Genomic DNA, 18,133 nt, shown 5'->3' on the forward strand with positions numbered 1-18,133 from the left:
TGCCTCTGACGCGGCGCGGCGTGATCGGTGATCCTCGCGAAGGCACCTGCCCGGCATTGGTTTCGGGCAGGGCCTTCGACTGCGAGGAGGGCACTGCGGTGTCATTGGAGGAGCACAAGCGTCGGGAGCGGGCCCAGGCGATCGGACTGTTCCGGTATCAGCTGATCTGCCCGGCGCTGGACGAGGGGTTATCGACCCGCCAACGGGGTCGGCTGGTCCGCGAGATCGCCGAACGTCGCCATATCGACCCGTTCGGCACCCAGGTCCAGATCGCGCGAGCCACCCTGGACCGTTGGATCCGTCGCTACCGGGCCGGCGGGTTCGAAGCGTTGGTGCCCGAGCCGCGCCGGCTGGCCACCCGCACCGATGTCGGGGTGCTGGAGCTGGCCGCCTCGTTGAAGCGGGAGAATCCGTCACGCACCACCGCCCAGGTGGCCCGCATCCTGCGCACCGCGACCGGATGGGCACCCTCGGAATCGACCCTGCTGCGCCATTTCCATCGCTGCGAGCTGATGGGCCCGGCCGCCGGTGGCGCCAGGGAGGTGTTCGGCCGGTTCGAAGCCGCCGACCCCAACGAACTGTGGGTCGGCGACGCTCTGCACGGTCCGCGGGTCGGTGACCGCAAGACCTACCTGTTCGCCTTCCTCGACGACCATTCTCGGTTGGTGGTCGGTCACCGGTTCGGGTTCGCCGAGGACACCGTGCGTCTGGCGGCCGCGCTCAAACCCGCGCTGGCCGCCCGCGGCGTGCCAGCCTCGATTTATGTCGACAATGGTTCGGCGTTCGTCGATGCCTGGCTGCTGCGGGCGTGCGCGAAACTCGGTATCCGACTGGTACATTCGGCGCCCGGGCGCCCGCAGGGACGGGGCAAGATCGAACGGTTCTTCCGCACCGTGCGTGGGCAGTTCCTCGTTGAGGTCACCGACACCACCACCGAGGACCTCGCCGCCGCCGGGGTCGACCACACCGGTGCGCTGTTGGAGCTCAACCGGCTGTTCATGGCCTGGGTCGAGACCGAATACCACCGCCGCACCCATACCGAGACCGGGCAATCCCCACTGGAGCGCTGGGACACCGGCTGGGACCGCCTTGGTCACACTCCGGAGTTGCCGACGGCGGCGGATCTGACCGAGGCGTTCTTGTGGTCGGAATTTCGGGTGGTGACCAAGACCGCCACCGTCTCCCTGCATTCCAACACCTACCAGGTCGACCCCGCCCTGGCCGGGCGCCGCGTGGAGCTGGTGTTCTCCCCGTTCGACCTGCAGACCGTCGAGGTCCGCCACCGCGACCAGAGTTTCGGTGCCGCGACACCGCACACCATCAGCCGCCATGCCCACCCGAAAGCCCGACCCGAGACCGTCGAGACCCCGCCGGCAACGACAGGGATCGATTACCTGGCGTTGACCGCTGCCGCCCATCACGAGCAGCTGCGTGAGGATGAACGTATCGGCTATCACGCCCTCTACGGAACCGACTCCGACGACGACCAGGTCGCCGCTCAGCTCTCGATCACCGACCTCGCCCCCACCGAGGACGAGTTCGAGGACGGGGTGTCGGCGTGAGTATTCAACGGCTGCAATCACATTGGGGCTTCACACGGATGCCGTTCGGGCGGGATCTGGCGCCGTCGATGCTGCACCGCCACCCCGGCCACAGCGAAGCGATCGCCCGCATCGGCTGGTGTGTGGACCAATGCGCCATCGGCGTCATCACCGGCGAAGTCGGCGCTGGCAAAACCGTCGCGATCCGCGCGGCAGCCACCTCCTTGGATCCGGCGCGGCACGTAATCATCTACCTCGCCAACCCCACCATCGGGGTGCGCGGCATGCTCACCCACATCGTGGCCACCCTCGGGCACACCCCGGCGTTTCACACCGCCCGGCTGGCTCCCCAAGCCGCAGACGCCTTGGCCGCCGAGCACGCTGAACGTGGCCGCAACCCCGTGTTAGTCGTCGATGAAGCCCACCTGCTCGACAACCATCAACTCGAAGCGATCCGGCTGCTGACCAACCACGACATGGACAGTGGTTCACCGTTCGCCGTGGTCCTGGTCGGGCAACCCACCCTGCGGCACCGACTGCGTCTGGGTGTTCTGGCCGCGTTGGATCAGCGCATCGCCGTGCGCTACACCCTGCCCGGCATGACAGCGGCCGACACCGCCGACTACATCGGGCATCACACCAAGATCGCCGGCCGCTCCGATGCGCTGTTCGCCGACGACGCGATGACCCTGATCCACAACGCCTCCCGTGGACATCCGCGTGCGGTCAACAATCTCGCCCTGCACGCGCTCACGGCCGCGTTCGCCGCCGGGCACTCCATCGTCGGGGAGAAAGCCGCCCGCATCGCCATCAGCGAAACAGCAACCGACTGAACCCGATCCGCTTCACCACGGCGACGACCACGTCACCGCGACGAGGATCCCGTCACCGAGATCACAAACGCCCCGCTCGCCACAGTCGAGCGGGGCGTTCTCATCAGTGCATCGTCATCAACACCGATGACGCCGACATCGTCATCTTCAACGACGGCCAACAACTAGCGGAAATCCGACATGGCGGTGGGCGCCGTCGCCGCCCGGTCACGGCATCGTGTAACCGCCGCTCACCGAGATCATCTGGCCCGTGACCTGCCGGGCGGCCCGGGCCGAAGAGAACCAGAGCACTGCCCGGGCGACGTCCTCGGCCGTGCTCAGCTGCCGAGTGGGGGTGTCCTTCAGCATGTAGTCGATCTGGTCCTGGTTGAAGATGTTGTCCTGACCGACCGACCACAGGCTGGCTTCTCCGACGGCGTCGGGGCCGTCCGGGATCACCAGACCGGGGCAGACGACGTTGGACCGGATGCCGTGCCGGCCGTGTTCGCGCGCGGTGGTTCGGGCCAGCGCCACCATGGCGGCCTTGGCGGCGCCGTAGACCCCCTGACGGATCTGACCGAAGGCTGCGTCACTGGCGATGAACACGATGGACCCGCCGCCGCCGTCCTTCATCGGGCCGATGGCCGCCTGTGTTGCGGCGATGGCGGTGAAGAGGTTGATCTCGATGGTGCGCTGCCATTTGTCGCGGTCGGTGTCGGTGGCGATGAAACCGGGGACGCTCCAGCCCGCGTTGTTGACCAACACATCGAGGCCGCCCCAGCGGCTCACCGCCGTCCCGACGGTGGACTCGGCGGCATCCGGTTCGGTGAGATCCGCAATGGCGAGCTCGACCGCGGCCGCGCCCTTGTCCAGGGCTTCGGCGCGCACCTTTTCGGCCTGCGGCCCGTCGACGTCGCTGATCACGATGCGTGCGCCCTCGGCGGCGAACTCGTGCACGATGCCGCGGCCGATGTTCGATGCACCGCCGGTCACGACGACCCGGGCGTCGGCCAGTCCCAAATCCACTTTGACCTCCTCGTCGTGGGCCAGCTTGAAAGCGCCCGATTGCGTGGCTTAACCTAGATTAGAAATTTATGTTAAATTTGTCCACAACAAGCCTGAGGAGACGCATGTCCAGCCCGCTACTTGCCGACAAGGTCGCGGTGGTGACCGGGGCCGTCGCCCTCCTGGCGTCGGACCTGTCGAGCTGCCTCCCCGGCGCGGGACTCGAAGTCGGCGGCGGGAGCTACCTGTGAGCGTGTCCTATCAGGCGGACTCCGGAATCGGCCAGATCACGTTGGATCGGCCGCAGCGGATGAACGCCGTCAGCGTCGACCTCGCGACCAAACTCGAGAAGGCGCTCACCGAACTCGGGGCCGACCCGGCGGTCAACGTGATCGTCATCCGCGGGGCCGGCGGAAACTTCAGCGCCGGTGGCGATTTCGGCGAGGTCGAACGTCTCCGCGCCGAGGGCGCCCCAGCCTTGAAGGGTTTGTTCACCGCGTTTCGCGCCGCCTGCGATGCGATCGGCGCAGTGGAGGTCCCTGTGATCGCCGCGGTGCAGGGCGTCGCGGCGGCCGGCGGCTTCGAGTTGATGCAGGCCGCCGACATCGTGCTGGTCAGCGACACCGCTTCGATCGCCGACAGTCACGTCAAGTTCGGCATGGTCCCCGGCGGCGGCAGCAGCGCCCGACTGCCGCGCCTGGTGGGTCGTCAACAGGCACTGGGGTTGCTGCTGTCCGGAGACCGGATCACCGGAGCCGACGCCGCCGCACTGGGGCTGGCGTACCGGGCCTATCCCGACAGCGAATTCGACACCGCCGTTGCACAGTTCGCGCAGCAACTGGCCGGGCGAAACCGACAGTCCGTCGTCACCATCAAGCGCCTCGTGCGCAGCGGCTTCGAGCGCGACCTGCCCGAGGCCTTGGACGCCGAGATCGACGCCGTCGTGGCGCACATCATCGGCGAGGCGGGCGCCGGCAGCGTCGAACAATTCGAAAAACGAGACCACCGGAGGACACGCGCATGACGACATCGATCGAGGCCCCAGTCACCTCACACACCGGCGCCGACGGGATCGCCCGCCTGCGCCTCAACCGGCCGGCGGCCTCCAACGGTCTGACGGTGGAGCTGCTCAAGGCCTTGCACCAGGAGATCCTGGCCTGCCACGCGGACCCGGCCGTCAAGGTCGTCCTGCTGACCGGGGAGGGCCGCAACTTCTGCGCCGGCGGCGACGTCAAGACCTTCGAGTCCAAAGGTGAGGCGCTGCCGGATTACCTGCGCGAAGCCACGGCGTGGCTGCAACTCGCGACGGCGGCGCTGATCCAGTTGCGGGTGCCGGTGGTGACCGCGGTGCAGGGCTTCGCCGCCGGCGGCGGCGGGCTCGGGCTGGTGTGCGCGTCGGACTTCGTGGTGGCGGCCCGCTCGGCGAAGTTCTTCTCCGGCGCGGTGCGGGTCGGCATGGCGCCGGACGGCGGGGTCTCGGTGACACTGACCCAGCTGGTGGGACTGCGCCAAGCCATGCGCATCCTGCTCACCAATCCGACGTTGACGGCCACCGAGGCCGCCGACCTCGGGCTGATCACCGAGGTGGTCGACGACGACGAGCTGACCACGCGCGCCGAGGCGCTCGCTACCGAGCTGACCACCTTCCCGCCGCTGGCGGTGTCGGCGACCAAGCGCCTCGTGTGGAGTGGCGTCGGGCAGTCCGTCGAACAGCGCCTGGCCGAGGAGGCGCGCACGGTCTCGGAACTGTCCGGCACCGCCGACTCGCTCGAGGGGCTCCGCGCCGTCATCGAACGTCGTGCACCGAGGTTCGTCGGCCGATGACCACCGCTGCCGAGGTCCTGATCGACGACGACGGTGCGGTGCGCATCATCACCCTGAACCGCCCCGAGGTGCGCAACGCCATCGACATGCCGCTGCGAATCGCGCTGGCCGAGGCCCTTGAGGCCGCCGATGCGGACCCGAACGTCCGCGCCATTGTGCTGACCGGAGCCGGCCGGGCGTTCTGCTCCGGCGGCGACATCTCCACCATGGCGCGCACTCCCGAAGAGCAGGCCATGCAACGAGTGCAGTTGGCGCAAAAGGTGATTCGGGCGATTTGGAACACCGGAAAACCGGTCATTGCGGCGGTCGAGGGGGCGGCGTACGGTGCGGGCACCGCGCTGGCCGCCGCCTGTGATCGTGTCGTCGCCGCCCGCGACGCCCGATTCGCCACCACCTTCGTCAACGTCGGTCTGGCCGGTGACATGGGCGTGTACGCGTCGCTGCCCGCCCGGATCGGCGTCGCGCGCGCACGGCAGATGCTGTTGATGGCCCAACCGGTCGGCGCGCCCGAGGCGCTGGACTGGGGGCTGGTGGATGCCCTCGCCGAACCGGGGGACGCGCGCGACGCCGCCGTCACCGATGCGCAGACCCTGGCCGCCCGCCCCGCCGAGGCGCTGAGCGTGCTGAAGCAGATGCTCGCCCGCAGCCCGCAGCTGCATCCGCTGGAGATCCTCGACCGCGAGGCCAGCCACCAGGCGCGGCTTTTCGACACCGACGACTTCGCCGAGGGCGTCGCCGCCTTCCGCGAGAAGCGCGCCCCTTCGTTTGGTTCCAGGCAAGGAGTTTGATCATGACGTCTGCGATTGGCAGCCGGCTCGGCGAACTGATCCAGCCGAGCCGGGTGCACGGTTCGCTGTACACCGACCCGGCCATCTTCGCCGAGGAGTTGCGCAAGATCTGGTATCGCACCTGGGTCTTCGTCGGCCACGAAAGCGAAGTGCCACAACCCAACGACTACGTCCGCAAGAAGCTCGGGCTGCAGGACGTCATCATGACCCGGGACCGGGACGGGCAGATCCATCTGCTGCTCAACCGGTGTTCGCACCGCGGCAATCAGGTGTGCGACGACGCCAAGGGCAACTCGGGCACCTTCCGGTGCCCGTACCACGGCTGGACCTTCCGCAACACCGGCGAGTTGGTCGGCTTCCCGTTCTTCAAGGGCTACGGCGAACGCAAACTCGACATGCCGATGGGCCGGGTCCCGCGGATGGACTCCTACGGCGGATTCGTGTTCGGCAGCTTTGCCGAAGACGGGCCCAGCCTGCGCGAGCACCTCGGTGCCGCCGCCGGCGAGATCGACCGGCTCACCCGGTTGTCGCCGGAGGGCAAGGTCGCGCTGGACGCCGGCTGGCTGCAGCATCAGACCCGCGGCAACTGGAAGCTGCTCGTCGAGAACGAAACCGACGGGTACCACCCGCAATTCGTCCACGGCGCGATCTTCGGCGTCACGGGTAGCACCATCGGGCCGCTCTACAGCGATTCGTCGACCGCGGTGACCCGCGATCTCGGCGGCGGCCACAGCGAGAACGATCTGCGGCCGGAGTTCCGCAAGTTCGCCGAGCCGATGCGCTGGTTCGGCACCACCGAGGAACGGGTGCCGAACTACGTCGCGGCGATGCGTGCCAAACACGGCGCGGCCGCCGAGCAGATCCTCATCGAGGGCGCCCCGCACGTGATGATCTTCCCCAACCTGTTCATCGCCGAGATCCAGGTGTTCAACATCCAGCCGGTGGCGGTCAACGAATGCGTGCAGTATTCGACCGCGGTGCAGCTGGTCGGCGCACCGGAGCTCAACCGCCGGATGGTGTCGCAGTGTGTCGGCTCGGTGGGGCCCGCCGGAATGTTGCTGGCCGACGACACCGAGATGTACGAGCGCAACCAGCAGGGGCTCGAACAGTTGACGCCCGAATGGCTCGACATCCGCCGGGGACTCAACCGCGAGCGCATCGACGAGCAGGGCTTCACGATCGGCGGGGCCACAGACGAGACCGGTATGCGCGGGTTCTGGTCGCACTACCAGCGATTGATGGAGGCGTGATGAGTGCCGCAGTCGATTCGGCCGCCGGGCTGGATCCGATTCCGGACTGGGTGGACCGGTTCGAGGTGGAGCAGTTCCTGTACCGCGAAGCCCGCTTCGCTGACGAGAGCGACTACGACGCGTGGGAAGCGTTGTGGACCGACGACGCGCTGTACTGGGTGCCGGCCAACGGCGCCGACACCGATCCGCGCCGGGAGATGTCGGTGATCTACGACAACCGCAGCCGGATCTCCACCCGACTCAAGCAGACCCGCACCGGGCGCCGGTTCGCGGCGGCCCCGGCCTCGCACCTGCGGCGGCTGCTCGGCAACATCGAGTACCTCGGTGGCCGCGCCAACCCGGACGGCGGTGCGGACCTCGAGGTGGCCGCGAACTTCATCGTCTTCGAGGCACGCGCGCGGGAAAACCAGCTGTGGGGCGGGCGGGCCACCTACCGGCTCCGGCACAGTCCGGAAGGCCTGCGGCTGGCGTACAAGAAGGTGGTTCTGGCCGACAACGACAAGCCGATTCCCACGCTGGGATTCCTGATCTGAGGAGCATGACGTGGGTATTCAATTCGGAGATCCCGGCCCCGTGGCAGTCCCGGGGGTCGGCCCGGTGATCGGCAGCGAATTCGCCGAGGTGTCAGTGACATTCGATACCGAGGGCAACTCGCCGCGGTTACGCCTGGAGGATCTGCGCACCGGCCGGGTGCGCTTCTTGGACGCCATGGAACTCGAGACGCTGGTGTGGTTGCCGGAGCAGGCGATGACCGAACTGATGGATCCGTCGCGCAACCGCTGGCGGGGTGAATCGTGAGGCGCGCGGCCATCGTGGCCCCCGCCCGCACCGCGGTCGGTACGTTCGGCGGCAGCCTGCGACCGCTGCGCGCAGAGGACCTCGCCGCGACCGTCGTCAAGGCGGTGGTGAAACGCAGCCGGGTCGATCCCGAATTGATCGAGGATGTGGTGTTCGCCCAGTCCTACGCCAACTCCGAGGCGCCGTGCATCGGCCGGTGGGTCGCACTGCACGCCGGCCTGCCGATCAGCGTCCCCGGCCTCCAGATCGATCGGCGCTGCGGCGGCGGGCTGCAGGCCGTGATCACCGCGGCCATGACCGTGCAGACCGGGGCGGCCGACGTGGTGCTGGCCGGCGGTGTGGAGTCGATGAGCAACATCGAGCACTACACCACCTCGGCGCGCTGGGGATCGCGGTCCGGCAACCAGACGCTGTATGACCGGCTGGACCGCGGGCGCGAAATGTCGCAGCCGGAATGGCGATTCGGGCGGATCAGCGGAATGATCGAAACCGCCGAGAACCTCGCCGGTGATTACAGCATCAGCCGGGAGGCCGCCGACGAGTTCGCCGTGCGCAGCCACCGGCGGGCCGCAGCCGCGCAAGAGGCGAACCTGTTCGACGACGAGATCATCCCGATCGAGGTGCCCCAGCGGCGCGGCGAACCGGTACGTTTCGACCGCGACGAGGGGGTGCGGCCGGATTCCACCCCGGAAAGCCTGGCGCGGTTGCGCACGGTCACCCCCGGTGGCACGGTCACCGCCGGCAACTCGAGCCAGCAGAACGACGCCGCCGCAGCATGCCTGGTGGTCGCCGAGGACGCCCTGGACCGGTTGGGGCTCGAGCCCATCGGCTACCTGGAGGGTTGGGCGGCGGTCGGCTGCGAACCGGCACGGATGGGTATCGGCCCGGTGGGCGCGGTCGAAAAGCTCTTCAGCCGAACGGGATTGGGATTCGACGACCTGGACCTCATCGAGATCAACGAAGCCTTCGCGGTGCAGGTGCTCGCGGTGCTCGCCGGCTGGGGCCTGCAGCTTTCCGACGTCGAGGACCGGCTCAACGTCAACGGCTCCGGCATCTCGTTGGGGCATCCGATCGGTGCGACGGGGGTCCGGATCCTGACCACCATGCTGCACGAGCTGCGGCGCCGCAAGGGCGCTCTGGCGCTCGAGACCATGTGCGTCGGTGGCGGCCAGGGCATCGCCGCGGTGTTCCGGGGTGCGGCATGACGGGGCTGCTCGGATACTCGACGTACGTTCCCGCCTACCGCCTGGGCAAGCGGGTGGTCGCCGGTTACGACGAGGATTCCACCACGATGGCCGTTGCCGCGGCAGCGGAGTTGGTCCAGAGTGCCGCGGCCCAACCGGCGGCGCTCTACTTGGCCACCAGCAGCCCGGCGTACGCCGACAAGACCAACGCGAGCGCCGTGCACGCGGCGCTCGGGCTGAGCCCCGAGGTGTTCGCCGCCGACCTGTGCGGCACCGGCCGCAGTGCGTTCGCGGCGATCCGGTCGGCGACGCAGACCGGGGGACTGGTGGTGGCCGCCGACGTCCGGGTCGGCCGGCCCGGCTCCGCCGACGAGAAGCTCGGCGGCGACGGCGCGGCCGCGCTGCTGTTCGGGGACGGGGAGCCGATCGCCGAGGTGCTGGCCGCCACCTCCCGCACCGAGGAGTTCCTCGACCGCTGGCGGGTGCCGACGCAGCTCACCGGCCATCAGTGGGAGGAGCGCTTCGGCTTCGAACGCTACGCCCCGCTCATCAGGGCCACGGTGTCCGCGGCGCTGGACGCCGCGGGCCTGGCCGACGTGGACCACGTGGCCCTGGCCTGTCCGAATTCCGCGATCGTCAAACGCGCCGCCACCCTGGTCAAGGGGCAGAAATCGGTCGTCACTGCGCCGCTGGGGTTCGGCGGCTCCGCCGACGCCGCACTGGCCTTGTGCGCGGTGCTCGACAGCGCAGATCCCGGGGACACCATCGTGATGGTGTCGGCCACCGACGGCTGCGACGTGCTCGTGTTGCGGGCCACCGCAGCGCTCACCGACCGTCGGCAGCGCCGAGCACTCGCCGATCAACGGACCGGTGGGCGCCCCGTCCCGCAGCTGACCTACCTGTCGTGGCGCGGGCTGGTGGACCTGGAGCCGCCGCGCCGCCCCGAACCCGAGCGGGCCGCCGCCCCGCCGGCCGCCCGGGCCGCGGGATGGAAATTCAGCTTCACCGGATCACGCTGCACCGCATGCGGTTTCGCGCATCTGCCGCCGGTCCGGGTCTGCCGGTCCTGCGGAGTCGCCGACGAGATGACGGCCGTGCCGGCAGCGGGACTGAGCGGATCCGTCGCCACCTACACCGTGGACCACCTGGCGTTCTCGCCCTCCCCACCGATGGTGCAGGCCGCCATCGACGTCGACGGCGGTGGTCGCTGCACGCTGGAGGTGGCCGACGCCGACCCGGACCGGCTGAGCGTGGGCGCGCGGGTCGGGTTCACCTTCCGCCGCCTGTTCACCGCCGGCGACGTCCACGACTACTTCTGGAAGGCGGTCCTTCTCGATGGCCAGTAACGGAATCGCCGGCAAGGTCGCCGTGGTCGGCATGGGCTGCAGCAGGTTCGGGGAACGCTGGGACGCCTCCACCGACGACCTGCTGCTGGAGGCCTATACCGAATGCCTCGACTCGGCGGGCGTAGGCCGCGACGACGTGGACGCCTACTGGCTGGGGACGCTGAGCTCGGGGCTCGGCGGCCTCACGTTGAGCCGGGCGATCGGCAGCGACGACAAGCCCGTCACCCGGGTGGAGAACTTCTGTGCCACCGGGTCGGAGGCCTTCCGCAACGCCTGCTACGCGGTGGCCTCCGGGGCCTACGACGTCGCGATGGCGGTCGGCGTCGAGAAGCTCAAGGACTCCGGCTATTCCGGCCTGCTGCGCCAGGATCCGCCCGGTGACGGCACCGCTCCGGAGATCTCCATGACCGCCCCGGCGGCCTTCTCGATGCTCGACCCGGCCTACTGCGCGCGCTACGGGGTGCATCCCGACGAGATGCGGGCTGCGATGACGCATGTGGCCTGGAAGAACCACGACAATGGGACCCGAAACCCCAAGGCCCAGTTCCGTTCTCCGGTCAAGAAGGACACCATCGACAATGCGGTCAAGGTGGCGGGGCGCCTCGGCGTGTTCGACTGCTCCGGGGTGTCCGACGGGGCGGCTTGCGCGCTGATCGTTCCCGCCGACCGCGCCCACGAGTACACCGACACCCCGATGTATGTCAGCGCGCTGGCGCTGATCGCGGGATCGGCCCGCGGCGCGGTGGACCCCGCCTACGACTTCACCACGTTCCCCGAAGTGGTCAAGGCCGCCAAGGATGCCTACGCGCAAGCGGGAATCGAGGATCCGGCGACCCAACTGTCGTTCGCGGAGGTCCATGACTGCTTCACGCCCACCGAGATCGTCTTGATGGAGGACCTCGGCTTCACCGAACCCGGCCAGGGCTGGAAGGACGTGCTCGGCGGCGAGTTCGACGCCGACGGCCGGCTGCCGGTGAACGTCGACGGCGGCCTGAAGAGCTTCGGCCACCCGGTCGGGGCCAGCGGGTTGCGGATGCTCTACGAGGCCTGGCTGCAGTTCCGCGGCGAGGCCGGGGAGCGTCAGCTCCCCGATCCGCACACCGCCCTGACCCACAACCTGGGCGGGCGCCCCGGTGGTTGCGTGTCGTTCGTCTCGGTGGTCACCCGCGACCGCTGACGCCCAAGAGCCAACGAAACCCAACGTCCGAAAGGAAACATCAGTGCCTGGAGTAACAGACAAGGTCGTCGTCGTCACCGGAGCCGGAGGCGGGCTGGGCCGCGCCTACGCGCGCTTCCTGGCCGGCAACGGCGCGCTGGTCGTGGTCAACGATCTCGGCGGTGCCCGCGACGGCTCCGGCTCGGGGACCTCCATGGCCGACACCGTCGTCGAGGAGATCCGCGCGGCCGGCGGGCGCGCCGTCGCCAACTACTCCTCGGTGGCCACGGCCGAGGGCGCCGCGGAGATCGTGCAGACCGCGCTGGACGAATTCGGTGCCGTGCACGGAATCATCAGCAACGCGGGCATTCTGCGCGACACGGCGTTCCACAAGATGACCGACGACAACTGGCACGCCGTCCAGGAGGTGCACCTCAACGGCGGATACAACGTCATCCGGGCGGCCTGGCCGCACTTCCGCGAGCAGAGCTTCGGCCGAGTGCTCGTGGCCACCTCCACCAGCGGGCTCTACGGCAACTTCGGCCAGGCCAACTACGGCGCTGCCAAGGCCGGCCTGGTCGGGCTGATCAACACCCTGGCCATCGAGGGCGCCAAATACAACATCACCGCCAACGCGATCGCCCCGCTGGCCGCCACCCGCATGACGGCCGATATCGCGCCCCAGGAACTGCTCGACAAGCTGGACCCCGACCTGGTGGCCCCCGCCGCCGGATACCTGATGTCGGAGCAGAACCACGACACCGGTTCGGTTTTCGTCGTCGGCGGCGGCCTGGTGCAGCGCGTGGCCCAGTTCCAGAACGACGGCGTCACCTTCGCGGCGCCGCCCACCCTGGACGAGATCAGTGCCCGGTGGCCCGAGATCAGCGACATGACCAACGCGAAACTGGGCACCAACCCGGTGTGACGGTCGGCGGCTGAGTCGATGATGCACCTCGAGCAGGCGTACTGGCCGGCGGTCCGCGACACTGAGCTCGTCGAGACGACGGTCGGTGCGCTGCTCCGAGATCGGGCCGCCGCCCACGGCGAGCACGTGGCATTGGTGGGCGTGCGGCACGACACCGGAGCGACCGAGCGCCTGACCTACGCGGAGCTGTTCGATGAGGCGAGCCGGGTTGCCGCGGCGCTGTCGGCGCTGACACCCGCGGGCGGCCTGGTGGCGCTGTGGGCACCGAATGTCATCGAATGGCCGATCATCCAGTACGGGGCCGCGCTGGCCGGGATGGTGCTCGTCGCGCTCAACCCCGTTCTCCGCGACGAGGAACTCGAGTACGCGCTGTCCCATTCCAGGGCAGCGCTGCTGCTGCATGCGGAGGCCAGCCGCGACTATCCGATGGGTGAGGTGGCGCGGCGGGTGTGTGCGCGGCTGCCGCAGCTGCGACGAATCTCGTTGAGCGAGAGCACCACCTGGCGGGCGGCGGCGGCCGAGCCGGTGTCCGTCCCCGGTGACCCCGACGCGGTCGCCATGCTGCAGTACACCTCGGGCACCACCGGCAAGCCCAAAGGTGTTGCCCTGACCCATCGCGCGCTGGTCAACGTCGCGCGCCTGACCATGGAGGCGCTGCAGGTGCCGCCGGCGGCCGTCGCGCTCAACCCGCTGCCGATGTTCCACACCGCCGGCTGCGTGATCGCGACGCTCGGTCCGCTCTGGGTGGGCGGCACCGTCGTCCTGGCCGAAAAGTTCGTGCCGCAAGTGGTTCTGGACCAGCTGCGCAGCGAAGCGGCCGAGGTGCTGTTCTACGTGCCCACGATCCTGGCGGCGTTGCTCGAGCAGCAACGCGGCAGTGCCGAACCGGCGCCGCGGCTGCGCATCATCATGGGCGGTGCCTCCGAGGTGTCGCCGACGCTGATCGACGGGGCCGCGGAGGTGTTCGGCGCCGAGGTCTTCAACCTGTACGGCCAGACCGAACTCGCACCGGTGCTGACGCTGACCCGGCCGGAGGACAGTCGCGACGACCGGCTCAACACCGTCGGGCGTCCGCTGCCGCACGTCGACTGCAAGATCATCGACCCGGACACCCAGGAGGTGCTGCCCGTGGGCGCCGAGGGGGAGATCTGCGCGCGCGGCTACCAACAGTTCGTGGAGTACCTGCACGATCCGCAGGCCACCGCCCGCGCACTGGATCGCGACGGCTTCGTGCGCACCGGTGATCTGGGCCGGATGGACGAACGCGGCTTCGTGACCGTCACCGGCAGGCTCAAGGAACTGATCATCCGCGGGGGCGAGAACATCGCCCCCGTTGCGGTGGAAGGCGCGCTGAGCAAGGTGGATCCGGAAATCGACGTGGTGGTGCTGGGCCTGCCCGACGAGAAGTTCGGCGAGATCGTCGCGGCGGTGCTGTGTGCCGGCGGAGGTGTGGACCAAGCCGCGAAAGATCGGTTCCTCTCCCACGCGCGTGACCGGCTGGCGGCGCACACGGTCCCGGCACGCTGGTTTGCCGCCAGGGACCTCCCGGTCACCCCCACCGGCAAGGTCCAACGCTTCGTGCTACGAGACGCCATCCTGCGAAACGAGATCCCCGAACTATGAACCGCAGCAACGACATCGAGGACCGTCGGGACGCGCTGAGTGCGCAGCACCCGGTATGGCAGCCCGTCACGCTCGGAGCCTGGCTCGATGCCTGCGCCCAACGCCACCCGGAGCGGCCGTTCGTGATCACCGACGACGTCACCCTGAGCTACCGCGATGTCGCCGAAGCGTCGTCGCGGCTCGCGGCCGGCCTGTCCGCCCAGGGCGTTCGTCCGGGCGATCGGGTCGGACTGGTGATGGGAAACTACCCCGAGTTCGTCACGCTGAAGTTCGCCGTGGCCCGGCTCGGCGCCATCGCCGCCCCGTTCAACTACCTGTACCGCACCGAGGAACTCCGCTTCGTCCTGGCCGACTCCGGATGCCGAGTCCTGGTGACGATGACCCGGTTCGGGCAACAGGATTACCAGGGCATGCTCGACGACATCGTTCCCGGTTGGGACCAAACGTCTTTCGCGGCCCGGCCCGATTCCGGTGCGGAGCTTTCCACGTTGCGGCACGTGGTGCTGTTGGAGACCGACGGCGAGCCGGCCCGGCCGGGACCGCTGACGGTCACGGATCTGGGTGCCCTCGCGGATCCCGCGACGGTGGCCGCGGTCGGCGAACTCGACCCGCGCGCTCCGGCCGACATGCTCTACACCTCGGGCACGACCGGCTTTCCCAAGGGTGTGATCACCTCGCACGACGCGGTGCTGCGCACGGCCTACGCCTCCGCGCTGACCCGGGCATTCGAGGACGGCCGCCGAGTGCTGTTCTCCCTGCCGTGCTACCACATGTTCGGCTACATCGAGGGTCTGCTGTCAGTCATGTTCGTCGGCGGCGCGATCATTCCGCAACCCAGCTTCAGCGCCGAGGGCTACTTCGCCGGAATCTCCCGGCACCGGGCCACCGACATGTTGTGCGTGCCGACCATGGCGGTCGCGATGGTGGAGAGCCCGCACCGGCACGACTACGACCTCAGCTCGTTGCGCGCCATCTTGTGCGGCTCGGCGCCCGCCCCGGTGTGGCTGTGGCGCCAGATCGAGCAGGACTTCGGGGTCAGCGAGATCGTCACCGGCTACGGCATGACCGAATGCGGGGGAGCGATGACCCTGACGCTGCCCGAAGACCCCTTGGAGCTGACCTCGGAGACCGTCGGCCGGCCGAAGCTGGCCGGCAGCGCGGGGGTGGACGAAACCGGTGCGCTCACCGTCTACCGGGCCGTCGACCCCGAGACCGGGCGGGAACTGGCGGCCGGAGCCGAGGGCGAACTGGTCTCGCGGGGACCGACGACGATGCACGAGTACTGGAACCGGCCGACCGAGACCGCCGAGGCGCTGCGGGACGGCTGGCTGCACTCCGGCGACCTGGGCCGCGTCCGTGCCGACGGCAACCTACAGGTCACCGGTCGCAGCAAGGAGCTCTACAAGAGCGGCGGCGAGTTGGTGATGCCCAAGGAGATCGAGGATCTGTTGGCCGGCTTCGACGACATCAGCCAGGTGTTCGCGGTCGGTCTGACCGACGAGCGGTGGGGCGAGATCGGCTGTGTCGTGGTGGTTCCCGCGCCCGGTGCCGCGCTCACCGAGGAGCTGGTGCTGTCCCGGTGCCGGGCCAAGCTCGCGCGCTTCAAGGTACCCAAACGCGTCGAGTTCCTCGAGGCCGCCGACCTGCCCACCACGCCCACCGGGAAGGTGCAGAAGTTCCGGCTGGTGCAGCAGCTCAGCGGTGGCCACTGAGGTCACGCCACCGTGAACTGCGCCACCGGCTCGGAATCGTCGGCCGCCAGTTCGCCCCGGTGCACCAGCAGATCCAGGTGCGCCATCACCTCCAGCACCGCGACCATCCGGTGAATCGGGTTCAACTCGGCGATGGCCCGGTCGTGCCGCGTCCAGCGCATCTGCGCGGCGATGTCGTAGGCCGTGGCCGACCCCCTGCGGGCCACCAGATCAGCCACCGCCGTGAGCCGTTCGCGGTGGTGCTCGATGAGCTCGGCGGCGCGCACCGCGGTGGTGTTGTCGACGCCGCCGTGGGCCGGCAGCATCCGATGATCGGGCAGGTCGGTGAACAGCCGCAACGAGTCGAGGAACGACCGCAGCGGCAGCGGTTCGGGCGTGCGCTCGAACGCGATCGACGGGGTGATCCGGGGCAGCAGGTGATCGCCGGTGAAGGCCAGGCCGGCGGACTCGTCCGTGTACACGATGTGGCCCCTGGTGTGACCGGGTGTCGCCCGAGCCAGTATCTGTGTCCCGCCGCAGTCGATCCGCTCACCGCCGTGCAGCCAGCGGTCCGGCGGATCGAAGGGGGCGTTGTCTTCGTAGGGCTCCCAGGGGGTCTGCGCGATGACGCGGGCCAGCTCGGGGGCGCCGGCTCGGAGCAGCATCTGGCGCTGGACGGGATGGATGCCCTCGGCGGCATCGAAGGCCTCGATGGAATGCCGTTCGCCGGCGCCGAGCATCAGCTCGGCACCCAGCTCGTCACGCCATTTCACCGCCAGGGTGTAGTGGTCCCAGTGCGCGTGCGTGACCAGGATGCGCTGGACGTCCGACCGGCTGTAGCCCAGGCCGTGCAACGCCGCGAGCAACAGACCCTCGGATTCCGCGGTCGACCAGCCCGGATCGACGAGCGTGATCCCGGTGCCGCCTTCGATGATGTAGGCGTTGATGACCTTCAGATCGGGCAGCGGCAACGGCAGCTCGACCCGCACCACCCGGGGAGCGATTCTGTGCACGTGGGCGGTGTCGCGGGCGTTGGTGGAAGTAGGGGCCACGCGGACCTCCTCCGATGTCGTAGTTATCGACAAGAGTTTAACAACCAATAAAAACCTGTGTTAGATTGCTTGTGTGCAGCCAGTAGCACTGCGCCGGCATTCTATTTAACACAAATTAAACAGACTGGACCGATGTGACCGACAAACCGACCGTCATCGTCGCGGATGACGACTTCACCCACCCGGTGGGTCCGGAACCGACGTTCAACGAGTCGATGTACTTCCAGTTCAGCGATGCGTCGTCGGGCCTCGCGGGATTTCTGCGGCTGGCCAATCGGCCCAACGAGGGCCGCGGCGAGCGCACCGTCTGCCTGTATCTCCCCGACGGCACCTTGGCCTTCGGATTCGCCCGGCCCGCCGTGGCGAGCAACGATCGGATGGACGCCGGCGGGCTGAGCGTCGAGATCGCCGTCCCGATGCAGCGACTGCAAGTCCGCTTCGACGGCCCGGTGTCCTTGCTTGCCGATCCCCGCGCCCTCATCGACCCCAAACGCGCCCTGGGTGCCAGCCCCACCGCGGATAGCCACATCGATCTGCAGTACACCGCGCTCGCGCCGGCCTATGGGGGCAGCTTCGACGGGGACGGGGAGGGCGCCTCGTTCGCGCCCAACCACTACGAACAACTGGCCGCGGTGACCGGCACCGTGCGCATCGGCGACTCCGCGACACCCGTGAGCGGATACGGGCTGCGGGACCACTCCTGGGGGCCGCGTTCCTGGCAGGCGCCCTGGTTCTACCGGTGGATCCACGGAACGGCCGCCGACCAGGGATTCATGGTCGCCTATTTCGGTGAGCCCGACGGCAGTTCCCGCAGCGGCGGTTTCGTTTGGGATGGAACCGCGGTGCACACCGTCCGCGAAGCGGTGGTGAGCACGGTCCGCGACGCCGAGCATTACCAAGAGACGGTGCGCGTCGAGGCGATCGGGGACGACCGGCGCTGGAACTTCGAGGGACACGCGCTGGCGTCGGCGCCGCTGCGGCACCGTTCCTCCGACGGCGGCGCGACCACCCGCATCATCGAGTCCACCGTGCGCTGGACCGACGCTGACGGGCGCGTATTGAACGGTATGGCCGAGTATCTCGATCAGCTTCGCGACGACCGCCCTGTCGGGCTGCACGTTTGAGGAAGGAAAAGTTC

Annotated in this window: 18 protein-coding genes; 16 read left to right on the top strand and 2 right to left on the bottom strand. The window is 68.9% G+C overall.

From position 1 onward, the window contains the following. Positions 1-98: 98 nt before the first annotated feature. Positions 99-1,562, top strand: coding sequence for a DDE-type integrase/transposase/recombinase (locus R2K23_RS06545; protein WP_316511563.1), 1,464 nt, complete (start codon positions 99-101; stop codon positions 1,560-1,562). 38 nt (positions 1,563-1,600) lie between these two features. Then, entirely contained in the window at positions 1,601-2,374 is a 774-nt protein-coding gene (locus R2K23_RS06550) for an ExeA family protein (protein WP_226522213.1), read from the top strand. 207 nt (positions 2,375-2,581) lie between these two features. On the opposite strand, the gene R2K23_RS06555 is transcribed toward R2K23_RS06550, so the two are convergent. Next, a complete protein-coding gene (locus R2K23_RS06555; RefSeq protein ID WP_316515372.1) occupies positions 2,582-3,379 on the bottom strand; it encodes an SDR family NAD(P)-dependent oxidoreductase in 798 nt (265 codons plus the stop codon). A gap of 104 nt (positions 3,380-3,483) precedes the next feature. Between R2K23_RS06555 and R2K23_RS06560 the strand changes: the two genes are divergently transcribed. The 13 genes from R2K23_RS06560 to R2K23_RS06620 are packed head-to-tail and all read left to right on the top strand — an operon-like array spanning position 3,484 to position 15,964. Beyond that, on the top strand, positions 3,484-3,609 hold the full coding sequence (locus R2K23_RS06560) for a hypothetical protein (protein ID WP_316515374.1): 126 nt from the start codon (positions 3,484-3,486) through the stop codon (positions 3,607-3,609). Beyond that, positions 3,606-4,382, top strand: coding sequence for an enoyl-CoA hydratase/isomerase family protein (locus R2K23_RS06565; RefSeq protein ID WP_316515376.1), 777 nt, complete (start codon positions 3,606-3,608; stop codon positions 4,380-4,382). The genes R2K23_RS06560 and R2K23_RS06565 overlap by 4 nt, the downstream gene beginning before the upstream one ends. Then, positions 4,379-5,182, top strand: coding sequence for an enoyl-CoA hydratase/isomerase family protein (locus tag R2K23_RS06570; protein WP_316515377.1), 804 nt, complete (start codon positions 4,379-4,381; stop codon positions 5,180-5,182). The genes R2K23_RS06565 and R2K23_RS06570 overlap by 4 nt, the downstream gene beginning before the upstream one ends. Next, positions 5,179-5,970 carry an enoyl-CoA hydratase/isomerase family protein gene (locus R2K23_RS06575; protein WP_316515378.1) on the top strand — a complete coding sequence of 264 codons (792 nt, stop codon included), beginning with the start codon at positions 5,179-5,181 and terminating at the stop codon, positions 5,968-5,970. The genes R2K23_RS06570 and R2K23_RS06575 overlap by 4 nt, the downstream gene beginning before the upstream one ends. Positions 5,971-5,972: 2 nt before the next feature. After that, positions 5,973-7,220, top strand: a complete 1,248-nt coding sequence (locus tag R2K23_RS06580; RefSeq protein WP_316515380.1) for an aromatic ring-hydroxylating oxygenase subunit alpha — start codon at positions 5,973-5,975, stop codon at positions 7,218-7,220. After that, positions 7,220-7,753 (top strand): aromatic-ring-hydroxylating dioxygenase subunit beta, encoded by a 534-nt coding sequence (locus tag R2K23_RS06585; protein WP_316515381.1) that lies wholly within the window; start codon positions 7,220-7,222, stop codon positions 7,751-7,753. The genes R2K23_RS06580 and R2K23_RS06585 overlap by 1 nt, the downstream gene beginning before the upstream one ends. Before the next feature lie 10 nt (positions 7,754-7,763). Further along, positions 7,764-8,018, top strand: coding sequence for a hypothetical protein (locus R2K23_RS06590; protein ID WP_316515382.1), 255 nt, complete (start codon positions 7,764-7,766; stop codon positions 8,016-8,018). Then, positions 8,015-9,223, top strand: coding sequence for an acetyl-CoA C-acetyltransferase (locus R2K23_RS06595; RefSeq protein ID WP_316515384.1), 1,209 nt, complete (start codon positions 8,015-8,017; stop codon positions 9,221-9,223). The genes R2K23_RS06590 and R2K23_RS06595 overlap by 4 nt, the downstream gene beginning before the upstream one ends. Further along, positions 9,220-10,548 carry an OB-fold domain-containing protein gene (locus R2K23_RS06600; protein WP_316515385.1) on the top strand — a complete coding sequence of 443 codons (1,329 nt, stop codon included), beginning with the start codon at positions 9,220-9,222 and terminating at the stop codon, positions 10,546-10,548. The genes R2K23_RS06595 and R2K23_RS06600 overlap by 4 nt, the downstream gene beginning before the upstream one ends. Then, a complete protein-coding gene (locus R2K23_RS06605) occupies positions 10,538-11,725 on the top strand; it encodes an acetyl-CoA acetyltransferase (protein WP_316515386.1) in 1,188 nt (395 codons plus the stop codon). Before R2K23_RS06600 ends, R2K23_RS06605 begins: the two co-directional genes overlap by 11 nt. 43 nt (positions 11,726-11,768) lie before the next feature. Further along, positions 11,769-12,629, top strand: a complete 861-nt coding sequence (locus R2K23_RS06610; protein ID WP_316515388.1) for an SDR family NAD(P)-dependent oxidoreductase — start codon at positions 11,769-11,771, stop codon at positions 12,627-12,629. 18 nt (positions 12,630-12,647) lie between these two features. Beyond that, the gene (locus tag R2K23_RS06615; protein ID WP_316515390.1) at positions 12,648-14,252 is read left to right on the top strand and encodes a class I adenylate-forming enzyme family protein; all 1,605 of its coding nucleotides are present in this window, start codon (positions 12,648-12,650) and stop codon (positions 14,250-14,252) included. Next, positions 14,249-15,964 carry a class I adenylate-forming enzyme family protein gene (locus R2K23_RS06620; protein ID WP_316515392.1) on the top strand — a complete coding sequence of 572 codons (1,716 nt, stop codon included), beginning with the start codon at positions 14,249-14,251 and terminating at the stop codon, positions 15,962-15,964. The genes R2K23_RS06615 and R2K23_RS06620 overlap by 4 nt, the downstream gene beginning before the upstream one ends. A gap of 2 nt (positions 15,965-15,966) precedes the next feature. On the opposite strand, the gene R2K23_RS06625 is transcribed toward R2K23_RS06620, so the two are convergent. Further along, positions 15,967-16,995: an MBL fold metallo-hydrolase gene (locus R2K23_RS06625; protein WP_316515394.1), complete on the bottom strand. Its 1,029-nt coding sequence runs from the start codon at positions 16,993-16,995 to the stop codon at positions 15,967-15,969. A gap of 134 nt (positions 16,996-17,129) precedes the next feature. On the opposite strand from R2K23_RS06625, the gene R2K23_RS06630 reads away from it, so the two are divergent. Then, positions 17,130-18,119: a DUF7065 domain-containing protein gene (locus R2K23_RS06630; RefSeq protein ID WP_316515397.1), complete on the top strand. Its 990-nt coding sequence runs from the start codon at positions 17,130-17,132 to the stop codon at positions 18,117-18,119. The last annotated feature ends 14 nt before the right edge of the window (positions 18,120-18,133 follow it).

This window comes from Mycolicibacterium sp. MU0050 (assembly GCF_963378085.1).
GTDB lineage: Bacteria > Actinomycetota > Actinomycetes > Mycobacteriales > Mycobacteriaceae > Mycobacterium > Mycobacterium wendilense.